Annotated in this window: 23 protein-coding genes and 2 pseudogenes; 18 read left to right on the top strand and 7 right to left on the bottom strand. The window is 31.5% G+C overall.

Annotation, left to right across the window (positions count from 1 at the left end; translation table 11 throughout):
- Nucleotides 1-268 precede the first annotated feature (268 nt).
- On the bottom strand, nucleotides 269-463 hold the full coding sequence (locus HMPREF2663_RS08460) for a YjzD family protein (RefSeq protein ID WP_002457178.1): 195 nt from the start codon (nucleotides 461-463) through the stop codon (nucleotides 269-271).
- Between the two features lie 279 nt (nucleotides 464-742).
- On the opposite strand from HMPREF2663_RS08460, the gene HMPREF2663_RS08455 reads away from it, so the two are divergent.
- Complete coding sequence (locus HMPREF2663_RS08455) at nucleotides 743-1684, top strand: beta-ketoacyl-ACP synthase III (RefSeq protein WP_002476523.1); 942 nt, start codon at nucleotides 743-745, stop codon at nucleotides 1682-1684.
- Nucleotides 1685-1695: 11 nt separating this feature from the next.
- Nucleotides 1696-2940 carry a beta-ketoacyl-ACP synthase II gene (gene fabF / locus HMPREF2663_RS08450; protein WP_001829324.1) on the top strand — a complete coding sequence of 415 codons (1245 nt, stop codon included), beginning with the start codon at nucleotides 1696-1698 and terminating at the stop codon, nucleotides 2938-2940.
- Between the two features lie 70 nt (nucleotides 2941-3010).
- Here fabF and HMPREF2663_RS08445 read toward each other — a convergent pair whose 3' ends face one another.
- Together HMPREF2663_RS08445 and trpS are read right to left on the bottom strand one after the other, a co-directional pair.
- On the bottom strand, nucleotides 3011-3379 hold the full coding sequence (locus tag HMPREF2663_RS08445; RefSeq protein ID WP_070846198.1) for a DUF3899 domain-containing protein: 369 nt from the start codon (nucleotides 3377-3379) through the stop codon (nucleotides 3011-3013).
- Nucleotides 3380-3385: 6 nt separating this feature from the next.
- Nucleotides 3386-4375 (bottom strand): tryptophan--tRNA ligase, encoded by a 990-nt coding sequence (trpS, locus tag HMPREF2663_RS08440; RefSeq protein WP_070846196.1) that lies wholly within the window; start codon nucleotides 4373-4375, stop codon nucleotides 3386-3388.
- Between the two features lie 290 nt (nucleotides 4376-4665).
- Here trpS and spxA point away from each other — a divergent pair, with 290 nt between their 5' ends.
- The 4 genes from spxA (at nucleotide 4666) to pepF (ending at nucleotide 9074) form a co-directional block, all read left to right on the top strand.
- Nucleotides 4666-5061, top strand: coding sequence for a transcriptional regulator SpxA (gene spxA, locus HMPREF2663_RS08435; protein ID WP_001829294.1), 396 nt, complete (start codon nucleotides 4666-4668; stop codon nucleotides 5059-5061).
- 354 nt (nucleotides 5062-5415) lie between these two features.
- Nucleotides 5416-6138: an adaptor protein MecA gene (gene mecA, locus HMPREF2663_RS08430; RefSeq protein ID WP_001829308.1), complete on the top strand. Its 723-nt coding sequence runs from the start codon at nucleotides 5416-5418 to the stop codon at nucleotides 6136-6138.
- Between the two features lie 96 nt (nucleotides 6139-6234).
- Nucleotides 6235-7215, top strand: coding sequence for a competence protein CoiA (locus HMPREF2663_RS08425; RefSeq protein ID WP_176746334.1), 981 nt, complete (start codon nucleotides 6235-6237; stop codon nucleotides 7213-7215).
- Between the two features lie 50 nt (nucleotides 7216-7265).
- Nucleotides 7266-9074 (top strand): oligoendopeptidase F, encoded by a 1809-nt coding sequence (pepF, locus tag HMPREF2663_RS08420; protein WP_001829279.1) that lies wholly within the window; start codon nucleotides 7266-7268, stop codon nucleotides 9072-9074.
- Nucleotides 9075-9538: 464 nt separating this feature from the next.
- On the opposite strand, the gene yjbH is transcribed toward pepF, so the two are convergent.
- The 3 genes from yjbH to HMPREF2663_RS08405 all read right to left on the bottom strand — a co-directional run bounded on the left by yjbH (nucleotide 9539) and on the right by HMPREF2663_RS08405 (nucleotide 11396).
- Nucleotides 9539-10336, bottom strand: coding sequence for a protease adaptor protein YjbH (gene yjbH / locus HMPREF2663_RS08415; protein ID WP_070846192.1), 798 nt, complete (start codon nucleotides 10334-10336; stop codon nucleotides 9539-9541).
- 22 nt (nucleotides 10337-10358) lie between these two features.
- Nucleotides 10359-10724, bottom strand: a complete 366-nt coding sequence (locus HMPREF2663_RS08410; protein ID WP_002467876.1) for a truncated hemoglobin YjbI — start codon at nucleotides 10722-10724, stop codon at nucleotides 10359-10361.
- Nucleotides 10725-10805: 81 nt separating this feature from the next.
- On the bottom strand, nucleotides 10806-11396 hold the full coding sequence (locus HMPREF2663_RS08405; protein WP_070846190.1) for a CYTH domain-containing protein: 591 nt from the start codon (nucleotides 11394-11396) through the stop codon (nucleotides 10806-10808).
- A gap of 283 nt (nucleotides 11397-11679) precedes the next feature.
- On the opposite strand from HMPREF2663_RS08405, the gene HMPREF2663_RS08400 reads away from it, so the two are divergent.
- From HMPREF2663_RS08400 to HMPREF2663_RS08365, 8 genes and pseudogenes are all read left to right on the top strand, one after another.
- Entirely contained in the window at nucleotides 11680-12027 is a 348-nt protein-coding gene (locus tag HMPREF2663_RS08400; protein WP_001829330.1) for a UPF0738 family protein, read from the top strand.
- A gap of 16 nt (nucleotides 12028-12043) precedes the next feature.
- Nucleotides 12044-12679: a GTP diphosphokinase gene (locus HMPREF2663_RS08395; protein WP_001829266.1), complete on the top strand. Its 636-nt coding sequence runs from the start codon at nucleotides 12044-12046 to the stop codon at nucleotides 12677-12679.
- A gap of 13 nt (nucleotides 12680-12692) precedes the next feature.
- Entirely contained in the window at nucleotides 12693-13502 is an 810-nt protein-coding gene (locus HMPREF2663_RS08390; RefSeq protein WP_001829306.1) for an NAD kinase, read from the top strand.
- Entirely contained in the window at nucleotides 13499-14353 is an 855-nt protein-coding gene (locus HMPREF2663_RS08385; protein ID WP_070846188.1) for an RluA family pseudouridine synthase, read from the top strand. Before HMPREF2663_RS08390 ends, HMPREF2663_RS08385 begins: the two co-directional genes overlap by 4 nt.
- A 24-nt stretch (nucleotides 14354-14377) precedes the next feature.
- Nucleotides 14378-15763 (top strand): magnesium transporter, encoded by a 1386-nt coding sequence (mgtE, locus tag HMPREF2663_RS08380; protein ID WP_070846186.1) that lies wholly within the window; start codon nucleotides 14378-14380, stop codon nucleotides 15761-15763.
- 9 nt (nucleotides 15764-15772) lie between these two features.
- Entirely contained in the window at nucleotides 15773-17617 is a 1845-nt protein-coding gene (locus HMPREF2663_RS08375) for a monovalent cation:proton antiporter family protein (protein WP_070846184.1), read from the top strand.
- A 697-nt stretch (nucleotides 17618-18314) separates the two neighbouring features.
- Nucleotides 18315-18932, top strand: coding sequence for a DUF443 family protein (locus tag HMPREF2663_RS08370; protein ID WP_070846182.1), 618 nt, complete (start codon nucleotides 18315-18317; stop codon nucleotides 18930-18932).
- 16 nt (nucleotides 18933-18948) lie between these two features.
- Nucleotides 18949-19258, top strand: a pseudogene (locus HMPREF2663_RS08365) (DUF4176 domain-containing protein).
- 84 nt (nucleotides 19259-19342) lie between these two features.
- Here the strand turns inward: HMPREF2663_RS08365 and HMPREF2663_RS08360 are convergent.
- On the bottom strand, nucleotides 19343-19837 hold the full coding sequence (locus tag HMPREF2663_RS08360; RefSeq protein WP_070846180.1) for a TIGR01741 family protein: 495 nt from the start codon (nucleotides 19835-19837) through the stop codon (nucleotides 19343-19345).
- 274 nt (nucleotides 19838-20111) lie between these two features.
- Between HMPREF2663_RS08360 and HMPREF2663_RS12885 the strand changes: the two genes are divergently transcribed.
- From HMPREF2663_RS12885 to HMPREF2663_RS08350, 4 genes and pseudogenes are all read left to right on the top strand, one after another.
- Nucleotides 20112-20279, top strand: a complete 168-nt coding sequence (locus HMPREF2663_RS12885) for a hypothetical protein (RefSeq protein WP_176746333.1) — start codon at nucleotides 20112-20114, stop codon at nucleotides 20277-20279.
- Nucleotides 20280-20345: 66 nt separating this feature from the next.
- Nucleotides 20346-20477 carry a hypothetical protein gene (locus HMPREF2663_RS13035; protein ID WP_256322887.1) on the top strand — a complete coding sequence of 44 codons (132 nt, stop codon included), beginning with the start codon at nucleotides 20346-20348 and terminating at the stop codon, nucleotides 20475-20477.
- 26 nt (nucleotides 20478-20503) lie between these two features.
- Nucleotides 20504-21052 (top strand): hypothetical protein, encoded by a 549-nt coding sequence (locus HMPREF2663_RS08355; protein ID WP_083319989.1) that lies wholly within the window; start codon nucleotides 20504-20506, stop codon nucleotides 21050-21052.
- Between the two features lie 174 nt (nucleotides 21053-21226).
- Nucleotides 21227-21898, top strand: a pseudogene (locus HMPREF2663_RS08350) (DUF443 family protein).
- The last annotated feature ends 127 nt before the right edge of the window (nucleotides 21899-22025 follow it).

The following is a 22025-nucleotide window of genomic DNA, read 5'->3' as shown; positions in this document are numbered from 1 at the left end:
GAACTAGGATTTGTGCTAATGGCACTTAATATGAGAAAAGTAACAGCTCAAAGAACTGAAAATATTCAAAAAATAATAAAAAAGACAATTTCTATATTATTTCAATAGAAATTGTCTTTTTTTATTTATCTTGGAACTTTATGTCCCAACCTCTTTTATAATATAAAGGCAGTTGATGATTGAATTAAAAATGCATTAATATCAATCTTTTCGACACACGTTATAGGAGGACAAGCATTCATGTCCTCCTACACTATTATTTAAAGAATTAAGATTCGTATTGACTTGAACCTTTTGACGGCTTAAGAATTGGATCTAAAATAGCTACAACAATAGTGAAGATGACAGCAATAATAATTGGATTAATTACATTTAGTGCCGGTCCACTATTTAAGCTATTCAATACGAAATTAACCATTTGAAGTAACAATACTGCCCAAATGAATGTCATGAGGTATCTCATATTATATAACCTCCACTTGTTTATTCGTTAACTCTATTTTAAGTGATAATATCTTATTTGTATAGTATAAATCTAAGACGTTGTTATCTCATACTTTTAATTAAAAGCAAAATAAGAAATTAGAGTATGTTGTAATTATAAAGATGTATTTAGTGAAGTTTGTTAAAATACATAATGGAAATGTTTTGTATTGATTGGGAGGCTCTCTGCTTGAGTTTAAAAACATGAATATGTTAAATTAATACCTGGTATTAAAAAATTTTAAGAAGGTGTACAACCATGAATGTGGGTATTAAAGGTTTTGGTGCATATGCACCTAAAAATATTATAGACAATGCCTATTTTGAGCAGTTTTTAGAAACTTCAGATGAATGGATTTCTAAAATGACTGGTATTAAAGAAAGACATTGGGCAGACGAAGATCAAGACACATCTGATTTAGCATACAATGCAAGTATTAAAGCGATAGAGGATGCTGGCATTCAACCAGAAGATATAGACATGATTATCGTTGCTACAGCTACTGGGGATATGCCTTTCCCAAGCGTGGCTAATATCTTACAAGAAAGACTAGGAACAGGTAAGGTTGCTACTATGGATCAACTTGCTGCATGTTCTGGCTTTATGTATTCAATGATTACTGCTAAACAATATATACAATCTGGTGATTACAAACATATTTTAGTTGTGGGTGCTGATAAATTATCTAAGATTACCGATATGACTGACCGTTCTACTGCTGTATTATTTGGCGACGGTGCTGGAGCTGTTGTCATGGGAGAAGTTGCTGAAGGCCGTGGTATCATTAGCTATGAAATGGGTTCAGACGGTAGTGGCGGTAAATACTTGTACTTAGATAGAGAAACTGGCAAACTCAAAATGAATGGTAGAGAAGTATTTAAATTTGCTGTGAGAATTATGGGTGATGCATCTACGCGTGTAGTTGAGAAAGCTGGTTTATCTTCTGAAGACATAGACTTATTTGTTCCACATCAAGCTAATATTAGAATTATGGAATCTGCGAGAGAGAGATTAGGAATAGAAAGAGAAAAAATGAGTGTCTCAGTAAATAAATATGGTAATACTTCGGCTGCCTCAATACCATTAAGTATTAATCAAGAATTGCAAAATGGAAAAATCAAAGATGACGATACATTAGTCTTAGTTGGCTTCGGTGGAGGTCTAACTTGGGGCGCAATCGTTATTAAATGGGGAAAATAGGAGGATAACGTATGAATAAAAATAATAGAGTTGTTATAACGGGTATCGGAGCCTTATCTCCAATTGGTAACGATGCTAAAACAACATGGGACAATGCACTAAAAGGTGTTAACGGTATAGATAAAATCACAAGAATAGATACTGATGATTATAATGTACATCTTGCTGGTGAATTGAAAGATTTTAATATAGAAGACCACATTGATAGAAAAGAAGCTCGCCGTATGGATCGTTTTACACAATACGCGGTGGTTGCTGCAAGAGAAGCGGTTAAAGATGCACAATTAAATATTAATGAAAAAAATGCCGACCGTATTGGTGTATGGATTGGTTCTGGTATCGGTGGTATGGAAACTTTCGAAGTTGCACATACAACACTTGTAGAAAGAGGACCACGTCGAGTAAGTCCATTTTTCGTTCCAATGTTAATTCCTGATATGGCTACCGGTCAAGTTTCTATTGATTTAGGTGCTAAAGGGCCTAATGGTTCTACAGTAACAGCTTGTGCTACGGGGACTAATTCAATAGGTGAAGCATTTAAAATTATTCAACGTGGTGATGCAGATGCAATGGTGACTGGTGGAACAGAGGCACCTATTACACATATGGCAATCGCAGGGTTTAGTGCTAGTCGTGCATTATCTACAAACAATGACCCTGAAACGGCTTGTCGACCATTCCAAGAAGGCCGTGATGGCTTTGTTATGGGTGAAGGGGCAGGTATTGTTGTACTTGAATCATTAGATTCAGCTAAAGAGAGAGGCGCTGAAATTTACGCTGAAGTTGTAGGTTATGGTTCCTCTGGCGATGCACATCATATTACAGCACCTGCGCCTGAAGGTGAAGGTGGCTCAAGAGCTATGCAAGCTGCTTTAGATGATGCTGGAATCAAAGCTCAAGATGTACAGTATTTAAATGCACACGGCACAAGTACACCAGTTGGAGATTTATATGAAGTTCAAGCGATTAAAAATACATTCGGTGATGCTGCGAAGTCATTAAAAGTAAGTTCAACTAAATCAATGACTGGACATTTATTAGGTGCTACAGGTGGAATTGAAGCTATTTTTTCTGCTCTATCAATTCGTGATTCAAAGGTAGCCCCTACAATACATGCAATCACACCAGACGAAGAATGTGATTTGGACATTGTTCCGAATGTAGCCCAAGACTTAGACATTACCTATGCAATGAGTAATAGTTTAGGATTTGGTGGACATAATGCAGTGTTAGTATTTAAGAAATTTGAAGACTAAAATTAAATAAATGTAAACAGAAATCTTCAAGTGATGAGTTATTAATTTAGCTACTCACTTGAAGATTTTTTTATAATAATAAGGATACTCCGATACTCACAATTATATAAGTGAGGTTAACAATCAATGTTGGAACTACCCATGGGGAAATTATATAACTTTCTTTTTTAACTTTTTGCGGATTGAAAAAGTGGTCATTTTTCATCATACGTTTTTTCTTAGTTGAGGAAAGTTGATACTTTAAACGACGAAATCCAAAGCTTGTAACATCAAATATTCCTTCTTGAATGAGTAAAATAAGGAAAGCAACTATAAAAATAATGAATGATGTATAAAATAAGATATTGATTAAATTTATAAAGTGATTTGAATAAAATAACCATATAATTATTGATAAAATGCCTCGAAAATTATTTTCGAGGCATTTTTTGTATATTATATAGTATTATCTTTTTCGACCTAAGCCCATTGCTTTTTCCATTTTTTTCAATGTTTTAAATGAAGCTTTTTGAGCTTTTTCTTTACCTTTATCTAGAATATCATCTAGGTCATCAGAATTATAAAAGCTTGCATATTTTTCTTGGAAATTAATAAGAAAATCTTTAACAATTTCCGATAAATCACCTTTAAATTTACCGTAACCTTCACCTTCATATTTAGATTCAATATTCTTAATAGATTCATTAGTTAGACCAGAATAAATTGAAAGTAAATTTGAAATGCCTGGTTTATTCTCACGATCAAATTTTATTATACCGTCAGAGTCTGTTACAGCGCCTTTAATTTTTTTGGCAGCGACATGAGGTTCATCCAATAAAGAAATGAAATTCTTCTGATTATCATCACTTTTACTCATTTTTTTAGTAGGATCTTGTAAACTCATCACACGCCCACCAACTTTAGGCATTCGTACCTCTGGTTTTACTAATACATCGTTATATCTACTATTGAAACGATCTACTAAATTACGTGTCAGTTCCATATGTTGTTTTTGATCATCACCAACAGGAACAATGTTAGTGTTGTAAATCACGATATCAGCCGCCATCAATGGTGGATAAGTGAGTAGACCAGCAGGCACTCCATCTGCGCGTTTCTGAGCTTTGTCTTTAAACTGAGTCATACGTTCCAATTCACCAATAGAAGCTATTGTTGTAAGCATCCAACCAGCTTGCACGTGTGCAGGGACTTCAGATTGAATAAATAAAGTCGATTTATCTGGATCAATACCTGATGCCAAATAAATTGCTGCGAGTTGACGTATTTGTTTGCGTAATTTTAAGCGGTCTTGTGGTACCGTTATTGCATGTTGGTCTACGATACAGAAAAAACATTCATAGTCATCTTGAACATCTACAAATTGTTTTAATGCACCAATGTAGTTACCAATTGTTGGAATACCACTTGGCTGAATTCCTGAGAATAAAGTTTCCATATTAGATGCCTACTTTCTAATTAATATTGTTTATGTAACATTATAACAGTATTTCGTTAATTTGTAAGTTGTGTTAAAATATCAATATCTGGGTATATCGTTAAAGAGAGGTATACATTTTTATTTATTTTTAAGATTTCTCAGAAAAATTAGGTTTTTCTCATTTAATTTTAATCTTAGCCATTTATAATAATAAGTGTAAGATTAAGAAAGCTAAAAACTTAATTTCTTTAATTAACAAATAATTTTAAAATAATGAATTAAATTCATTCTATAGGAGAGTGAGATGTATGGTAACATTATTTACTTCACCAAGTTGCACATCTTGCCGTAAAGCGAAAGCATGGTTACAAGAACATGATATTCCGTATACGGAGCGTAACATTTTTTCTGAACATTTAACAATTGATGAAATTAAACAAATTTTAAAAATGACTGAAGATGGAACTGACGAAATTATTTCAACACGTTCTAAGACATATCAAAAATTGAATGTGGATATAGATTCATTACCATTACAAGATTTATACTCAATCATTCAAGATAATCCTGGCTTGTTACGTCGTCCAATTATTTTAGATGACAAACGTTTACAAGTTGGATACAACGAAGATGAAATTCGTCGTTTCCTACCACGAAAAGTACGTACGTTCCAATTACAAGAAGCGCAACGTTTAGTTGATTAATAATAATATTAACAACTTCTTTGAAAGATATTTGAGAGTGGAATAGAATTCTTGCTGATTTCGTTTTTCCACTTTGGTAACGAAGAATCGTGTTGAACAACGCTTAACATATGCGTACTAACAATTTAGTCATCGATTGCCATTCGTTAAAGTATGCCTAGGACATTTTTCGTCCTAGGCTCTTTTATATATAATCTTATTTAAAGTAAGTTTTTTGTTATTAAAACAGGGAATATGTTAGAATAGATGTCCAAATGAATAATAGTTAAATTTAATCAAACAAATAAATTGTAATTTAACCTCCGTTCTAATACAATATGGTTACTATTCATCGACTGTAAGGAGTGAGATGATATGAGAATAGAACGTGTTGATGATACAACAGTAAAATTGTTTATAACATATAGTGACATTGAAGCACGTGGTTTTAGTCGTGAAGACCTATGGAGTAACCGTAAACGTGGTGAAGAATTTTTCTGGTCAATGATGGATGAAATTAATGAAGAAGAGGATTTTGTAGTTGAAGGTCCACTTTGGATTCAAGTACACGCTTTTGAAAAGGGCGTGGAAGTAACGATTTCTAAATCAAAAAATGAAGATGCTATGAATATGTCAGACGATGATACAAATCATCAATTTGATGATCAGGTAAATGAATTATTGGCTCAAACACTTGAAGGTGAAGAAAGTTTAGAAGATTTATTTGAACAACGTAAACAACAAAAGAAAAACCATCAAGATAAACAACAAAGACGTGCGCATAAGCCATCAAATGTAAGAAATATTATAGTGAAATTTGACGATTTAGAGCAAGTTATCGACTATGCTTATCATAATAATCAAAACACTGATGAATTTGAAGATTTATTATATATGATTGATAATAAATATTATTACTCAATTCATTTTGATGATTCAGTTTCACAAGAGATGATTAACGATAGTTATAGTCAGTTATTGGAGTTTGCATATCCAACCGATAAAACAAATATATATTTAAACGACTACGCTAAGATTATTATGAGTCACAATGTTACTTCTCAAGTACGTAAATACTTTACTGATACAAACGAATAATAATGATTTAAAAGGTGCCATTGGGCACCTTTTTTTTTAAAAAAAAAGTAAAACTATGCTGTACTCCGTTATTAATAATGGGGTGAGGAGATGTTAATGGCAATCAATCAGCAAGGTCAGAAAATTTTAGCACAACATACAAACAAATTTGATAAATATCAATGTCCTCACTGTAAGTCTGAGGTGATACTCAAACAAGGGATGACTTTAATAGCTCACTTTGCGCATAAAACACGTTTTAATCACCACTGTTCAAAGTCAGAATCAGTTGAACATTATGAAGCAAAGTTATATTTAGCAAGAATTTATAAAGCATTGAATTTTAACGTGGAAATTGAACCTTATTACAAAGAAGTTTTGCAATATCCAGATATTGTGATCAATCAAGAAAATGCAATTGAAGTTCAATTTTCTAAAATAAGTATTAGTAAAATTATTCGCCGAACAACTGGTTTAAAGCGAATAGGTTTGAATGTAATTTGGATTATTAAAGATGTTCCTTTGAAAGATAAATACGTTAAATTATCACCATTTCAAAGTGCTTTTATTCATCCAATTAATAGAACATTAGTAACATGGGATTCCAAAAAGTTTGTATTAATATTATATAGTCATCTTCAACATGTAGGCGGTAAAAATTTTGTTGCACAAAGAAAAGTTTTAAAATTTGAGGATATAATAAATATGACTTTTCAATCAAATAATGTTCCCAATTTTAGGTTATCTGCTTCTAATATACAACGTTATATAAACTATTGTAGAAAGCGCCACAGTGTTTTAGAACCTACACTCAGTGCCATGTATCAATTAAATATGTATGATTCTGATGTAATTTCTAAATTAGGATATGTTGTACCACATCAAATATATTTAATAACGCATCCAATAGAATGGCAATTAAAATATTTGTTGCTAAGAAGAACATTAAATGATAACGAATTATGTAAACAACTTCTTAGTCAAGTGAAGTTTAGGGTTTTTGCAACGTTTCAATACGACAAACGTCAAATATTAAACACTATTTTACGTGAATTTGATTATTTATATGAACACGAAAGCTTAAACGTGCAAAAGTAGTGCTAAAATGAGAAAATTAAGCTATTCAGATTATTAAGGAGGTTTACATTATGAGTCAACAATTAACAAGAGAAGAACAGGAACGTAAATATCCTGAATATACATGGGATTTAACAACAATTTTTAAAAGTGATGAAGCATTTGAAGAAGCTTTTAAAAGTATTGAAGCTAAAATAGGTGAAGAAGAAAAATTTAAAGGTCATCTTGGTGAAAGTGCTGAAACATTATATGAAGCGCTAAGTCTTGAAGACGAGTTAGGTACAAAATTAGAAAAGGTATATGTATACGCACATTTAAAACAAGATCAAGATACTGCAAATGATAAGTATACCGGTTTAGAAGCGCGTGCACATCAACTTGTTATTAAATATAGCTCTGCATGGAGTTTTTTAGTACCTGAAATTTTACAACTAGATGAAGCTACTATTCAATCTTTTATCGATTCTAATGATGATTTAAAACGATATGAATTCGATTTGAAGTTGATTAATGAGAAACGCCCACATATATTAGATGCGAATACAGAAAAGTTATTAACAGAAGCACAAGACGCACTTTCAACGCCTTCTAATGTATATGGAATGTTTAGCAATGCAGATTTAGAATTTGAAGATGCTATAGATAAAGATGGTCAAGCTTATCCTTTAACACAAGGTACATTTATCAAGTATTTAGAGTCTGATGATCGTGAGTTAAGAGCTTCTGCTTTTAGAAATGTTTATAAAGCATACGGTGCGCATAATAACACGCTAGGTGCTACTTTAGCTGGTGAGGTTAAGAAAAATGTATTTAATGCTAGAACTCATCATTATCGTTCAGCACGTGAAAGAGCTTTAAGTAATAATCATATTCCAGAAGCTGTTTACGATAACTTAATCAAAACCGTCCATAAATACTTACCTTTATTACACAGATACACGAAGCTTAGACAAGAGTTACTAGGTTTAGACGATTTAAAAATGTATGATCTTTATACACCTCTTGTTAAAGATGTCAAATTTGAAATGCCATATGAAGAGGCAAAATCTTGGATGTTAAAAGCACTTGAGCCAATGGGAGAAGAATACTTAAATGTGGTTAAGGAAGGTCTAGATAACCGTTGGGTCGATGTATATGAAAATAAAGGTAAACGTTCAGGCGGATATTCATCCGGTGGACATTTAACCAATCCTTTCATTTTACTTAACTGGTCAGACACTGTTTCTGATTTATATACTTTAGTACATGAATTTGGTCACTCTGCACATAGTTACTTTAGTAGACAAAATCAACCATCAAATTTAAGCGATTATACAATATTTGTCGCTGAGGTAGCATCAACTTGTAATGAGGCTTTACTTAGTGACTACATGGACAAACATTTAGATGATGAACGACGTCTATTGTTACTTAACCAAGAATTAGAACGATTTAGAGCAACACTATTCCGTCAAACAATGTTTGCTGAATTTGAACATAAAATACATCAAATAGAAGAAGCTGGGGAGCCGTTAACGCCAAATCGTATGAATGAAGAATATGCTAAATTGAACAAACTATATTTTGGTGAAGCAGTAGAAACTGACGATGATATTAGTAAAGAATGGTCACGTATTCCTCATTTCTATATGAATTATTATGTATATCAATACGCAACTGGTTATAGTGCAGCTCAAAGTTTAAGTCATCAAATTTTAACTGAGGGTCAACCTGCTGTTGAACGATATATCAATGAATTCTTGAAAAAGGGTAGCTCAAACTATCCGATTGAAATATTAAAAAATGCAGGTGTTGACATGACAACACCTCAACCAATAGAGGAAGCTTGTGAAGTATTTGAACAGAAATTAGATGCTTTTGAAAAGTTAATGAAAGCTTAGTAGAATTGAATTCGCTTACAATATGAACAGATTGTGACAATTTAATTTTATGAATAAACAAGGGTTGAAAAGGATATTTTACCGTGGTATATTATGAACATGAAATTAATCACATAACAAACATACCCCTTTGTTTGAAGTGAAAAATTTCTCCCATCCCCTTTGTTTAGCGTCGTGTAATCAGACACGGCGTTTTTTTATTTGCAAATTTTTAAAGTGAATTTAAAAATTATTGCTATACATGATATATACATTATTGTGTATATTTTTTAATAAGAAATAAATCAGTAAATATAAAAAATCGCCTATGACAACTATTCACGTCATAGGCGATTTTTTTAATTTATAGATAACTGAGTTAAACATAAATGTGTATTCTTCTTTTTATACTCGAGAGTCCACGCTATCGTAATTAAGATATAATTTTCAAAATGAAATTTGTATAGCTCTCATCATATCTATCATTAACACTGAGGCATTTTAGATTTCCAAAATTCTCCCTCTGGATATTGCAACTTTTCAACTTTTTGTTGAAGTGTGAGTTTCTTTAATTCTTTATTTAGTAATTTTTCAGGCCATTCATAGATTGTTAAAAGTTCTTCCATTGTTACTAGTTGTTTCTTTTGAATGTAGTATTCTAATTTTGGAGGAAGATTTTTCTCTATAGGTTGTCCCATTAACTCATTAATAATGTAAGTATAGATATGATAAGGATATAATCCTTCGACTTTTAAACCTTCTTCATGAACATTTTCGCTGAAAAAAACAAGTGAGGGAGCTTGTTCTATTTCCATTTCTCTTGCAATGTGAAGATCAACTTTCAAGCTGTCAGTCAACTTGTCCTTTTGCAAGTCTTCTTTAAAAACTTGATAGTCAATGCCGGCATTTTTAATACAATCAGAAATCATATCTTCGGTAATAATATCACGTTTTGGAATGATTTCATTTTGCATTAAATGTATAAATCTTTCTGCTCTGATACGACCTTGAAGTTCAGCGGCTTTATAGGCAAGTGCAATATTGTCAAAATCTGAAGTACTTTGAGCTTGACACTTAGTTAATACCTTTAAAGAAGGGTTTAAAATATGTCTTACCTTTATATATTTATTATATTCAATTCTTAATTTTGATAAGATTGCAGATAATTTAAAACAATCTTTACTAAAAGGATCAAAAAAAGAATAGATTTCTATTTTGCTAACAGGTGATAGATTAGTATCTTCACGACTCTTATTCTCCATGATTCTTAATTCTTCAGCCATGTATTTTCACCTACAATTAAATTTAGGAATTTACCATGTGATTTGCAGTAAGTCTTAATCGCTCAAACAAGTAATCGCCTACACCCGCAGGAAGTTGGGCGTGTTGAATAGCAGTATGCATGTTCTCAAGCCATGCATCACGTTCATACTCGCTAATTGTAAATTCCATATGTCTTCGTTTTAACATGGGATGACCATGTTCTTGTGTATATAAGTCAGGACCTCCAAGAAACTGTGTCAAAAATTGTTTCTGCTTTCGACTGGTTTCCTTGAAATCGCCTGGGAATAAATGATTGATACGAGAATCTTTCTCGACAAGTTGATAGAAATGATCAATCATTTGATACAAGGCTTTTTGACCAATCAACTCATATGGTGTTTTAGACATAATATCACCGTGTTCCATTAATATATATCTAATATAACATGAATTTTTACATTTAAAAGTAATTTGCCTTATCGACAACTGTTACTCTTTATCACTTGCATTTTGTTTTTCTTGAAAAAAACGTTGCACCTTATTCAAGGGTTTTTGATGTTGAAGATTAAAATGTTGAAGTAAACTTTTAAATTTTGAATATCCTTCATCATAAGAATGAACTTCAAACTCTAATTCATAATCAGTTTTGCCGAGATATTCACTCTTATCTAATACTAGTAATTCATTTTGATAATCGGTTTCTAAGCGATAGGTAGTTAAGTTTCCTAGCACTTTAAGCTCATTTTCTAAAATATTAAAGTCCTGTTCTAAAATATTTCTAATATCGTTGGGTAATTGGGAAAGTTGAAGTGACATATCAAGTTCAGGTTCTATATTTACTGAGTGATTATATTCTGTCAATCCAACTTCAGCAGGGACTTTTAAAGTCATTTCATACATATAATCTTTGACCCTTATACGCAAAGCAGCCTGATGCTGTTTTAATTTAAAATTCTCTGTGTCGATATAGAAATTAGTTTGCTTAAAAGGTGATTGATTTTTGAAATAGAGTTCATAGATTTTTGAGTAAGTATCTTGATCTAGTATTTGTTTAAATTCAATCTCATTATTCGTAGACATAAAAGTCACCTCTATCATGTTTTAGCTATTGTAAATTTAGCACGTCTTATTATGACGAATTTTGATTTATAATTAAAGTCAAACACTATAAGTAAAAGTTGAAACTTAAATTTACTAGGTTAGTTACATGATAAAAGGATTGTGGTGATCACTAAAGCATCATTAAAGAATGAGTAATGATAACAGTAAAAACATGAGAGACTAGAAGATTTTTCTGTGAGTTGTAGCGTGTTTTGATAGGTTGTAATATGTTAAACTAGTATGGAATAAGGAGGAAACAAGCATGCGTATTTACATAAATGAAATTAAATTAAAAGATGATGGCGTTTATTGCTTCTCAGAAGAATCTACAGAAGGATTAGAAGAGGTAGGTCAAATGCTTGTTGATAGTGATAATTATGGTTTTGCTTATCTTTTAGATGATGGACAATCATATTCATATTTGATTTTTGTTCAGGAAACATGGTCGATGTTGCATGAGAATAGAGATAAAAGAATCATTATTAATAATCATTTAGAACTTAAGCATTTCCAAGAAGAATTAGATTATGTTTTGAATAACATAGAAGGAAACAATAACTATGGTAAGGAGTTTGTTTCAGCTGTTGAAAAAACTTTCGAACTAGAGTGAAGCGGAGTGAAACAAAATGAACCAGTGGGATCAATTTTTAACGCCATATAAGCAAGCTGTTGATGAATTAAAAGTAAAACTTAAAGGATTAAGAAAACAATATGAAGTGGGAGAACATAATTCTCCAATTGAATTTGTAACTGGAAGGGTAAAACCTATTTCAAGCGTTATAGACAAAGCGAACAAAAGGGGTATCCCTTTTGACTGTTTACATGAAGAAATGTACGATATTGCTGGTCTTAGAATTATGTGTCAATTCGTGGATGATATTGACATAGTTGTTGATATATTAAGACAACGTCAAGATTTCAAGGTTATAGAAGAAAGAGATTACATTCGAAATACAAAAGCAAGTGGCTATCGTTCTTATCACGTGATTATTAAATATCCTATTGAAACATTAAGTGGACAAAAGCACATCTTGGCTGAAATTCAAATCAGAACCTTAGCAATGAACTTCTGGGCTACAATCGAACATACATTAAGGTATAAATATGATGGGGCATACCCAGATGAGATTCAACATCGTTTAGAAAGAGCAGCAGAAGCGGCATATTTATTGGATGAAGAAATGTCCGAAATTAAAGATGAAATTCAAGAAGCTCAAAAGTATTATACGCAAAAGCGTGCTAAGAAACATGAAAATGACTAATGAGGTGTAAATCATGCGTTATACAATCCTTACTAAAGGTGATTCAAAATCGAATGCATTAAAGCATAAAATGATCAATCATATGAAAGATTTTCAAATGGTAGAAGATAGCGAAAATCCTGAAATTGTCATTTCAGTTGGGGGAGATGGAACGTTACTACAAGCTTTCCATCAATATAGTCATATGTTATCCAAAGTTGCTTTTGTCGGGATACACACCGGTCATTTAGGATTTTATGCAGATTGGTTACCTCATGAAGTTGAAAAGCTTATTATTGAAATTAATAATTCGGAGTTTCAAGTTATTGAATATCCACTCTTAGAATTAATAGTCAGGTATAACGATAATGGTTATGAAACGAGATACCTTGCTTTAAATGAAGCAACAATGAAAACTGAAAATGGCTCAACATTGGTTGTAGACGTCAATATAAGAGGTAAACATTTCGAACGATTTAGAGGAGATGGGTTGTGTATATCTACACCTTCGGGTTCGACAGCTTATAATAAAGCTTTAGGTGGTGCGCTCATACATCCATCACTTGAAGCGATGCAAATTGCTGAAATTGCATCTATTAATAATAGAGTGTTTAGAACGGTAGGCTCGCCATTAGTACTTCCTAAACATCATACGTGTTTAATTACGCCGGTAAATCACGATACGATTAGAACCACAATCGACCATGTTAGCATTAAGCACAAAAACGTCAATGCAATACAGTATAGAGTTGCTAATGAGAAAGTGCGTTTTGCCAGATTCCGTCCATTTCCGTTTTGGAAAAGGGTACATGACTCATTTATTTCTAGTGATGATGAACGATGATTTTAACATATCAAATTGTACAGTCAGAACCAGTGAAAACTTTTTTGAAAAATCAAGATTATTCTAAACGCACGTTGAGCGCCATTAAATTAAATGGCGCTTTACTATTAAACGGTTCACCTGTAACTGTCAGACATGTTATGAACAAAGGTGATAGATTAGAAGTTCATTTTCCATGTGAAACACCAAGTGAGAATTTGATTCCATACGATAAGGAATTAGAAATCATTTATGAGGATGCGTATTTGATAATTGTAAACAAGCCACAAAGGCAAAATTGTGCACCTTCTAGAGAACATCCCCATGGTAGTTTAGTAGAACAAGTGCTTGCTTATTATACAAAAAAAGGCGAAAAAATAAATCCTCATATTGTGACTCGACTTGATCGAAACACTTCAGGTTTAGTTGTATTTGCTAAATTTGGACATGTACACCATTTGTTTTCAAAGGTGAAATTTAAAAAAGAATATGTTGCCTTAGCCTATGGCCAAACACAATCTTCAGGTGTTATTGAAGCGCCTATTGCAAGGCTGAGTGATAGTATCATTAAGCGAGAAGTTAATGAAAAGGGAAAGTGTGCAAAAACTGTCTATCAAAAGCTTATGCAAAATGAGACTGCTAGTTTATGTAAGATTAAATTGCTTACTGGAAGAACGCATCAAATTCGAGTTCACTTTGAGTATATTGGTCATCCATTAATTGGTGATGATTTGTACGGTGGAAATCATCCTTGTGTTCATGGACAAGCGTTACATTGCTGTTCAGTCGAATTTATCCACCCCATATACAGGTCTCATTATCTGATAAATGTTGATTACAAACAATTAATTAAATTATTCAACATGGTATAATAAATATGTTTTGGAGGTGTTAACATGTCTAACGAAACTGAAATGAAAGACAACGTTCGTGAAGACGTATATGATAAAGAATTATTTGATCGATTATTAGATCAAAATGATATAGATGAATTCAGAAAAGAATTTTTAGATTTACATAACTATGAGCAAAGTGAATACTTTGAAGATACGGATGATGGAAATAGACAAAAAATATTCGAGTTTTTATCACCCAAAGAAGTAGCAAATTTCTTTGATCAATTAGACTTTGATGACGATGATTATGAGAGTCTTTTTGATAATATGGACGCTACCTATGCTAGTCATGTCTTAGAGGAAATGTCTTATGATAATGCGGTAGATATTTTAAATGAGTTATCTAAACCTAAAGTGGCGAGTTTGCTAACATTAATGAACAAAGATAATGCTAATGAAATCAAAGCTTTATTACATTATGAAGAAGATACTGCCGGCGGTATAATGACTACGGAGTTTATCTCTTTAAAATCAACTACACCTGTTAAAGAAGCGTTAATTCACGTAAAAGAACAAGCGCCTGATGCTGAAACAATATATGTTATATTCGCAGTAAATGAAGATGAACAACTTGTTGGTGTTCTATCACTTAGAGATCTTATTGTAGCTGAGAATGATGCATACATTGAAGATGTTATGAGTGAACGTGTCATCAGTGCTAATGTCGGTGATGACCAAGAAGATATCGCTCAATTAATGAGAGACTACGATTTTATAGCTGTTCCAGTTGTAGATTATCAAAATCATTTACTAGGTATTATTACTATTGATGATATCCTGGATGTTATGGATGAAGAAGCAAGTGAAGACTACTCACGATTAGCTGGGGTATCTGACATTGATTCTACAAGTGACTCAGTGTTTAAAACGGCGAGTAAAAGGTTACCATGGCTCATTGTGTTAACATTTTTGGGTATGATTACTGCTACTATATTAGGTAGTTTTGAAGATACATTATCTCAAGTGGCATTACTTGCAGCATTTATTCCAATTATAAGTGGTATGTCAGGAAATTCTGGTACACAATCATTAGCCGTTTCTGTCCGTAATATATCTACGGGGGAAATAAATGAACAGAGTAAATTTAAGATTGCATTGCGAGAAGCGGGAAGTGGTTTATTATCTGGTATTGTTTGTGCAGTTATCCTTTTCTTAATTATTGTCGTCATATTCAGACAACCGTTATTAGCTTTAATAGTAGGTGGAAGTTTGACATGCGCAATGACAGTAGGTACATTGGTTGGTTCAATGATTCCTTTAGTAATGAACAAATGTAAAATTGATCCTGCTGTTGCAAGTGGTCCTTTTATTACAACAATTAATGACATTGTGAGTATGCTTATTTATTTTGGATTAGCTACATCATTCATGTCATACCTAACATAAGGAGGTCATATGGAATTCTTATCTTTAGTTATAGTCGTCGTAGCTGCATTTATGACTCCAATCATTGTGCATCGTTTTAATATAAACTTTCTTCCTGTTGTTGTAGCTGAAATATTGATGGGGATTGTGATAGGACACTCTTTTCTCAATTTAGTGGAAAGAGATGCATTTCTTAATATTTTATCTACGCTTGGGTTTATCTTTTTAATGTTTTTAAGTGGTCTAGAAATTGACTTTAATGCATTTAAAAAGGATTCACGTCCAAGACAAGGAGAAGATAAACATGAAAAGGATGTACCTGGTCATCTTAAACTGGCACTGACAGTATTTGCATTTATTATGATGATTTCCGTTGTTTTAGCTTTTGCATTTAAATGGTTAGGATTAGTTAATGATGTCCTTTTAATGGTGATTATCATTTCTACAATTTCGTTAGGAGTTGTAGTACCAACCCTTAAAGAAATGAACATTATGCGTACAACGATAGGACAATTTATTTTACTAGTAGCTGTATTAGCAGATTTATTTACCATGATTTTACTAACTGTTTATGGTGCTATTTATGGTGAAGGTGGGAGTACAATATGGCTTACAGGTATTTTAGTCGTATTTACAGTTGTCTTTTATGTAATCGGTGTGTTATTTAAACGTATGTCCTTCTTACAAAAGTTAATGGATGGTACAACGCAAATAGGTATAAGAGCAGTATTTGCACTTATTATTTTATTAGTAGCACTTGCTGAAGGTGTTGGTGCTGAATACATATTAGGTGCATTTCTTGCCGGTGTCGTTGTTTCTTTACTTAAACCTAATGAAGAGATGGTCGAAAAATTAGATTCCTTTGGTTATGGTTTCTTTATTCCAATTTTCTTTATCATGGTAGGTGTCGATTTAGATATCCCAAGTTTAATTAAAGAACCATCGTTGTTACTCATTATACCTGTACTCATTTTTTCATTTATTATTTCAAAACTGATACCAGTATTTTACATTAGACGCTGGTTTGACACCAAAACTACCATTGCATCTGCTTTCTTACTTACATCAACTTTATCACTTGTTATAGCTGCGGCTAAAATTGCTGAAAAATTAAAAGCGATTTCTCCGGAAACTTCCGGCATTTTAATTCTTAGTGCTGTGATTACATGTGTCTTCGTACCCGTGATATTCAAGAAGATGTTCCCAATTCCTAATGAAGTGGGACGCCGCATAGAAGTAAGTATGATTGGTAAGAATCAATTAACTATTCCAATAGCACAAAATTTAACTTCTCAATTATATGACATTTCTTTATACTATCGAAAAGATTTGAGTGATAGTAGAAAGCTCTCTGACGATATTACTATGATAGAAATAGCAGATTACGAAGAAGATTTATTAGAACGCTTGGGACTTTTCGAGCGAGATATTGTTGTATGTTCTACAAATGATGACAATATAAATAAAAGCGTTGCGTTAATGGCTAAAAAACATGGTGTTAAACGTGTTATATGTCGACTCGAAAGCACAAACGAAGATCCGACATTGAAACATCAAGGTATAGAGGTGTTTAGTAATTATTTAAGTAATAAAATCTTACTAAAAATTTTAATAGAAACACCTAATATGCTGAATTTATTAAGTAATGTAGAAACATCTCTATATGAAATTCAAATGTTAAATTATCAGTATGAAAATATTCAATTACGTAATTTCCCATTTGGTGGCGATATTATTTTTGTTCGTATTATAAGAGATAACGATTCAATCGTACCTCATGGTGATACACAGTTACGATATAAAGATCGTTTGATTGTGACGGGAACTAAAGAATATGTAGATGAATTAAAGCAAGAATTGGAATTTTATTATTAAACACGGCATTGTTTGTGTTTTATAAGGTTTCGGTTATGTACGTTATTGTTAGTATTTATCTAAGGTAAAAGTTAAATGTATTTTAATAAGCATCATAACTTAGAAATAAATTGTTTAAAAGTTTTGTTTCTATGTTGACGCCGCTTTTTCGATAACAAAAAGTATTAAGCACTTTTAGTCAGTTGCTTAATACTTTTTTTACATAAAAAGGCTACTCTTCTGATGTTGAAAATATAGTAAAAAGTATTTCAAGTAGATATGATTATCTTCAAAAAAGTAACATGTCATTGTGGAACGGGTGGGTCACAAGGATAAGCTTATGATTCTCGGATATAATTCTTTTCAGCCATTATTGTAACTAGTAAAGGTAACAAATTAGATTTAATTTGCGAAAATTTGTTGGCGTTGACATAGTAAATTCAACTAAAGGATTAGGTACGAGTTAAAAAGTTGACTGGACTGGTCATTAAATTGATAAAAGAATTGTTTTTAAAACTAAGCAATTTATTTTAGAAGCAAAAGGCGCATTATATATGAAAAATAAATTACAGGATAGTTGTCAAGAGGTTGCAAAAACTGTGGAAAATAATGCCAGGTATTTTAGTAATAAAGCAGAATAAGTCGAAAAAATGTTGGAGAAGCTGTCAACAATGTCAAAAAAGTAGCAAATCCAATGAAATGGAGTTGGTGAAACAAGTTGGATTATGTATACACAATTTATAAAAATCCTCGATATAAAATCATTCAAAAAGACAATCGATATTTAATGGTCGATTTAGAACAAAATTGGTATTCATATTTATGTCCAATGCTGAATTGGTTTATACCTATTAAATTCACAGAATTAACTTATCAAGAGTTCAATAATATAAACATGTTTCATAATGGAAGACAAAAGAGTCAAGGTATGCTAGCAGGTGGTATTGGTGTCATTATCAGTGTGCTATTAAGAAGTTTTGTAGGTTATATGGATATTAATATTAATCGAATCGGTATATTTTTTATGTTTTTAATTGGCTTTGTTGCTGTGATCACACTTCGTTTATCTATAAAAAAGAAGTTGAATCACCCAGCATTTAATAAAAAGAGTAAACAAAGAGTAATATTGATACCATCATTTAAAAATATGATAATAGTAGTTTTCGGCTATTTTATGATGCTGTTTTTATCAATTGCCCCTTTACAAATGATTTTTGAGGAAAAACAAAATATTTTAGTATATATTTGTTGGATAGGTATGCTATTTCTATTTACTATTTTAAATATGATTTCAATTTCTGATAGAAAAGTACATACCAAAATTAAAAATATATGAAGATAAGTGGGATAAAGTGGAAACAATAGGAAGTATCATATATTTAAAAGAAGGTTCCCAAAAGTTAATGATTATTAATCGCGGTCCAATTATAGAAATTGAGGGTCAAAAATATATATTCGACTATTCAGCTTGTAAGTATCCAATTGGTGTTGTAGAAGACCAAATCTATTATTTTAATGAAGAAAATATTGATGAAGTTATTTTTGAAGGTTATTCTGATCGAGATGAGATTTCAAGAATTATTTAAAGAAAAGAAAAATAATTTAGATGATGATATTCAACAAGGTATTGTTCAAAAGCAAGATGATTTAGGTTTAATTTAACATAAGTCATTATTATCAGAAGTACGATCCACATAAAAAGCGAGCCTAGAACTTTATGTCCCAGGCTCCATCCTTCACTTCATTTTACTCTTTTTCTTGTTCTTTAATAAATTGTTCTACTTTTTTCACTTTATTTATCGCATATTCTTTTTCTGGTAAAACACCGAATTTTTTGTATTCATAATAATATTCTCTAGCTAACGGTCCAAATTCTGAATTTTTCCAATCAATATAAGCAAAAGCCACGTTTAATTTACCTTCATTATTAAAATCAAATTCACATGATGTCCATGGTTCTTGATTATTTTCTATAAATAGCTCTCTGAGTCTGTCAAAATTTTCGTAAAGTTCGTCTGATAATTCATCAAATATTCTTTCAGAAACATTATAATCGTCTGGAATACTAGTATAGTAATGTAGGTCGTCACTACCAGGTGTAGTGTAATTAAAAAACACTTCTCCTCCTCCTTCATCTATATAAGCCATTGTGTAAACCTGTTCCCACTCTGCAGGAATCATTTCATTGATTTTATTCGCTATTTCTTGATACATTTCATTTAATTTTTCTTCAAATTCCATATTTCTTACTCCTAAATATTTTCTATTGAATACAAATGCTCTTCTCCATTATTTTCACAACTAACGTCAAATTTATTAGGTCTTTGACTGTCACCCCTATATTTCACTTTAATTGATTCTTTTTCAAAATTTTATGTTCAATAATTAATTGTACGTTTCAATATTTTCATTACTAGATAAAATGTTCTAATGTTAATTATGATTTAATCAAAATGAATAAATCGTAGCTGAAGTTATTGAAAAAGCTAGTAAAAACATACAAAATGTTGATAAATTGACTGAACAAGCTTGTAATAACTTTGTGGGTAAACATCAATCAGAAGTCGATAGCAATAACTCAAAAGAATCTGAATTAATAGACGAAATTGGTAAATTAAAAAAGCATCTTATTCAGTTAGAAGCGATAAATACGTCACTTAAACACCAATTCGCTAAAAATTAGTATTTTATTATCTGGGAATAACCAAATGATTAGTAGTTTAGAACAATAGAAAATATCAAAAAGTATATGGATGAAAATACAAATGATATTTCAAAAGATTTAACAGTTGATGGAACAACTACACTCTTGGAGGAATATGGTAAATATCTAGAAAATAATCCTGGACTAACGATTATTGGTAAAATGCTTAAAGACTAAGGTGTCGGTATTACAAGAGCTATGTAATGGGAGGCATTGGTTTTGGTACAGGGGTTTATTCAGACATTATACAGGATTATAAAACAACCGGAGAAGTTGTGACGCATAATGGATTAACAACTGGCGTGGGTGCAGGCGCGGGTTTAATAACAGGTACTGCAATTACTATTTTAGCTACCAATCCTGGAGGTTGGGCAGTATTAGGTGGTATTGCAGCAGGTACTGTTGCTACATATGCTGTTGAACAGGCATATAAACATAATTTTCTTGGCCTAAAAACAGGAACAGATTGGGTGGGCAAAAATGTATTAGACCCAGCATTTGATAGAGTGAAACATATTCACTCTATTGAAAAGGGAAAACTAGAAATTGGGAATATTTTAATCCGTGAAAGATACAATAAAGTGAAAATTCATGGTAAAAAAATAATGAAAGACGATATAATCCCATCAGTTATGAACGAAATGAATGCTGGTATGTCTAAAGTTAATAAGATTAAAAGTAATACAGAATCAACCATAAAAGATTATCAGGTTAAAACAAACCAAACTATAAAAAAGACTAAAAAACGATAAATCAAGTTTCTGATACAGTGAAAGATAGATCTAATCATGTTAAAGAACATGTGGGGCAATCTATTAATAATGTAAGTAAAAGTTTGAATCGTATGAAAGGTTGGTAGATTGTTCAAAATAAGAAGTTGAAATGGAGAAATTTTAAATGTAAAAAAGTAAAAGTGAGGGACCAAAATGGAAATTGATGATTTAAATGATAATCAAAAATTTAGAGCAAAGATGTATCGAATCCATTAAAACCCTAGATATAAACTGATTGAACTAAACCAGAAAAAATATCTCATTGATTTGGAATCAAATTGCTTTACATATTTATTCCCACCATTGAATTGGATATTAAAAAAAGAATTAATAGAAGTTTCAAATGATAAATTAAATGAAATTGAATATGATGACAATAATAATAAAGAACAAGCTAAAAATATAGGATGTGTTTCTGGTGGTGGTGGTGTATTAATAGCTACTTTAATGAGACCATTTATGGATTTGATGGATGTGCCATCTAACCAATCTATTAATTCACTAATTGTTATATTGATGGTGCTTGTAATCGTTTTTATTAGAGGATTTTTAAGAAATAAATGGGATTTAAAGCTAAAATCAAATAAAACTCATATAATTAAATGTATTGTTAGATCCAAGTTAAAACATATGTTTTTCGTAATTGGAGCATATTTAATGTTTCTACTATTCTCATTATTAATGATAGGACTTATTTTTGGTGTTGAAAACAATCTTATGATTTATATAGGAAGTCCCTTAATATTTTTCATGTTTTCATTAATGAATCTCATTACATATGACAACGAAGAGGTAATTATAAGTAAGCTAAGTCAATCAGAGTAAATAAATATATCGAACTTAAATCAATTCAAAATATTCTTAGATAAAGATAGAAGAGATAAAGTGACAATAATAAAAATATGTTAGAAAAAAAGTAGGTCAATCAATTACTGCAGTTACTAATTCTTTG

The sequence above is a fragment of the Staphylococcus sp. HMSC077D08 genome (assembly GCF_001837945.1).
Taxonomy (GTDB): domain Bacteria; phylum Bacillota; class Bacilli; order Staphylococcales; family Staphylococcaceae; genus Staphylococcus; species Staphylococcus epidermidis.
This window is presented reverse-complemented; position numbering and strand designations above follow the sequence as displayed.

Coding starts and splice junctions, on each gene's coding strand:
- HMPREF2663_RS08460 (WP_002457178.1), bottom strand. CDS start 463: ATGAGATACCTCATGACATTCATTTGGGCAGTATTGTTACTTCAAATG.
- HMPREF2663_RS08455 (WP_002476523.1), top strand. CDS start 743: ATGAATGTGGGTATTAAAGGTTTTGGTGCATATGCACCTAAAAATATT.
- fabF (WP_001829324.1), top strand. CDS start 1,696: ATGAATAAAAATAATAGAGTTGTTATAACGGGTATCGGAGCCTTATCT.
- trpS (WP_070846196.1), bottom strand. CDS start 4,375: ATGGAAACTTTATTCTCAGGAATTCAGCCAAGTGGTATTCCAACAATT.
- spxA (WP_001829294.1), top strand. CDS start 4,666: ATGGTAACATTATTTACTTCACCAAGTTGCACATCTTGCCGTAAAGCG.
- mecA (WP_001829308.1), top strand. CDS start 5,416: ATGAGAATAGAACGTGTTGATGATACAACAGTAAAATTGTTTATAACA.
- HMPREF2663_RS08425 (WP_176746334.1), top strand. CDS start 6,235: ATGGCAATCAATCAGCAAGGTCAGAAAATTTTAGCACAACATACAAAC.
- pepF (WP_001829279.1), top strand. CDS start 7,266: ATGAGTCAACAATTAACAAGAGAAGAACAGGAACGTAAATATCCTGAA.
- yjbH (WP_070846192.1), bottom strand. CDS start 10,336: ATGGCTGAAGAATTAAGAATCATGGAGAATAAGAGTCGTGAAGATACT.
- HMPREF2663_RS08410 (WP_002467876.1), bottom strand. CDS start 10,724: ATGTCTAAAACACCATATGAGTTGATTGGTCAAAAAGCCTTGTATCAA.
- HMPREF2663_RS08405 (WP_070846190.1), bottom strand. CDS start 11,396: ATGTCTACGAATAATGAGATTGAATTTAAACAAATACTAGATCAAGAT.
- HMPREF2663_RS08400 (WP_001829330.1), top strand. CDS start 11,680: ATGCGTATTTACATAAATGAAATTAAATTAAAAGATGATGGCGTTTAT.
- HMPREF2663_RS08395 (WP_001829266.1), top strand. CDS start 12,044: ATGAACCAGTGGGATCAATTTTTAACGCCATATAAGCAAGCTGTTGAT.
- HMPREF2663_RS08390 (WP_001829306.1), top strand. CDS start 12,693: ATGCGTTATACAATCCTTACTAAAGGTGATTCAAAATCGAATGCATTA.
- HMPREF2663_RS08385 (WP_070846188.1), top strand. CDS start 13,499: ATGATTTTAACATATCAAATTGTACAGTCAGAACCAGTGAAAACTTTT.
- mgtE (WP_070846186.1), top strand. CDS start 14,378: ATGTCTAACGAAACTGAAATGAAAGACAACGTTCGTGAAGACGTATAT.
- HMPREF2663_RS08375 (WP_070846184.1), top strand. CDS start 15,773: ATGGAATTCTTATCTTTAGTTATAGTCGTCGTAGCTGCATTTATGACT.
- HMPREF2663_RS08360 (WP_070846180.1), bottom strand. CDS start 19,837: ATGGAATTTGAAGAAAAATTAAATGAAATGTATCAAGAAATAGCGAAT.
- HMPREF2663_RS13035 (WP_256322887.1), top strand. CDS start 20,346: ATGGATGAAAATACAAATGATATTTCAAAAGATTTAACAGTTGATGGA.
- HMPREF2663_RS08355 (WP_083319989.1), top strand. CDS start 20,504: ATGGGAGGCATTGGTTTTGGTACAGGGGTTTATTCAGACATTATACAG.